Source organism: Niabella aquatica, assembly GCF_054779315.1.
In genome coordinates this window covers 1-2,133 of sequence record NZ_BAAGYM010000038.1, presented here as the reverse complement: position 1 = coordinate 2,133, position 2,133 = coordinate 1, and the positions used below count along the sequence as shown (strand labels likewise).

The following is a 2,133-nucleotide window of genomic DNA, read 5'->3' as shown; positions in this document are numbered from 1 at the left end:
TAATCAAAGCAAGGGATATACAGGCAGCACGTTATAAGGATTACCCGGGCATTTATTGTAACGCGCAAATGAGCAGTAAAATGCTGAAAGAAATTTGCGTGATCGATAATGTAGGACAGATGCTGCTGAAAGCGGCCATGGAAAAGCTCAACCTCTCTGCCCGTGCCTATGATCGTATTTTAAAGGTAGCGCGCACTATCGCCGACCTGGAAGGAAGCGATAACATCAAGCCGGAATATCTTGCCGAAGCCATCCAGTACAGGAGTCTGGACAGGGAAGGCTGGGCAGGGTAATTTTATATTCAATTCAGGCATTATTTATTGAACAGCCAAAAATATCTTTTTTGTCTAATTTACAATTACCAATATTCTTTCCTGTTAATTACATAGTAATTTATTAACGCGGTTATTACTACCTTTTTGTTATTCTATACCAAGAACGAAAGCTTATCCCTGATTTGAAAGCATCAACCCGGTATCATCAAGAATATCCAATACTGCTAATTCGAAAGATGTTAGCATATCACTGATCTTTAAATATTCTTTCCTACTGTAATGAGATTCAAAATTTCTAAAATCTTCAGTCCGTTCTAAATTCTTCTCAGAAAAGAACAGAAATTGCTCAATGTTGATAATTTTTAATAAATAAGCATTACCTGAAGAGGGAACTACTCCACAAACAAATTTATCTACCTACTATAAGCCCCCAATCATAAGTTTCGTAAATAGCCTTAATATCAGCTAATTGATATTATCCCCGAATAGCAATGGCGAGTTACTACTAAAATTCAAGGGAGAAGTATTCCCGGAGAGTATCAGAAATTGAGGAAGAAATAATACAAGAAGTACACCAAATCCATTACTGGAAACCCTAAAAGAATCGAAGCAGTTATTAAAGAAGATCGTGAGATAATAGCACCTAAGAGAAGACAGAACTAAAGAAGAAATACAAATCATACAGCCACCATCGACAAAGCAAGTATCTAATGCCAGAGAAAGGGGAAAAGAATATCTTGATACACTGGCAGAGAAAGAAGAAATCCGAGAACACAGATTTATCTAAACCTATATTAAAAAACTATCAGAGCAAAGAGGCTATGTAGCAAGTATTGAAGAAGAAGTTAAAGGCGGCCGGGTGGATGTGTCGTTATTAAAAGACATCATTAAAATTGCTTGCGAAATAGCGTACCACAATTTGCCTGGATAAATCGATAACGATAACTTTGCCTATATTCGGGTGCAAAATGGTTATATTGGTACGGGACAATATGGAAAAGTACTTATGCTGTTTGAACTCGCAGAAAAAATTTGTTAAGGAATTCGAAGGATTAATTGGAGACATTAGAATCTTGTATATTAAATCTGAATAGAAGATATACTTATTGAAAAACAAGAGAGTATAAAATAAATTGTGTAAACAGATTAAGCAACTGTACTTAGAGGCGGCATCTGTTGTCAAAGATAGTTAAGAACTGATGGAGTATGAACCCCCAATTTTGGATGGGCATACTCCATTTTTTTCGATATTAGAAATAGCCATGTAAACAGCCTTTAGGGCTGCCTGGTCATCAGGGAACTGCACCTTTGTCTTCGTATATTTTCTAATACCCCGGTTCAGATTTTCGATGGTATTGGTGGTATAAATGATTTTTCGGATTTCCAGCGGAAAATCAAAATAGCTGGTAAGACAGTCCCAGTTGTTGCGCCAGGACTCAATGGCATGACGGTACTTATGGCCCCATTTTTCGGATAATTTTTCCAAAGCAGCTTCTGCTGCATCCCGATTTACAGCCCCATAAACCTCCTTTAAATCAGCGCAGAAGGGTTTTCTGTCTTTCCACACCACATACTTGCAGGAGTTGCGGATCTGGTGTACCACACAGAGCTGGGTTACCGTATCAGGGAATACCCCTTTGATGGCATCTGTAAAACCTTTGAGATTATCGGTGCAGGCGATCAGGATATCTTCCACGCCCCGGGCTTTCAGATCAGTCAGTACGCTCATCCAGAAGGAAGTTGATTCTGTTTCAGCCATCCACATGCCCAACACTTCTTTCAGTCCATCGTTTTTCAGGCCAATAACCAGGTAAATGCACTTGTTGATATACTTGCTATTCTGCTTTACTTTCAGTAC

The 2,133-nt window shown here is 38.6% G+C and carries 1 protein-coding gene and 1 pseudogene; one reads left to right on the top strand and one right to left on the bottom strand.

The window, feature by feature from the left end:
• The coding region (locus tag ACYVBM_RS19820; protein WP_460687436.1) for a magnesium chelatase subunit ChlI family protein at window positions 1–293 on the top strand (293 nt) is incomplete at its 5' end.
• A gap of 1,142 nt (window positions 294–1,435) precedes the next feature.
• Here the strand turns inward: ACYVBM_RS19820 and ACYVBM_RS19815 are convergent.
• Window positions 1,436–2,133: pseudogene (locus ACYVBM_RS19815) on the bottom strand (IS256 family transposase); the annotation flags it as partial.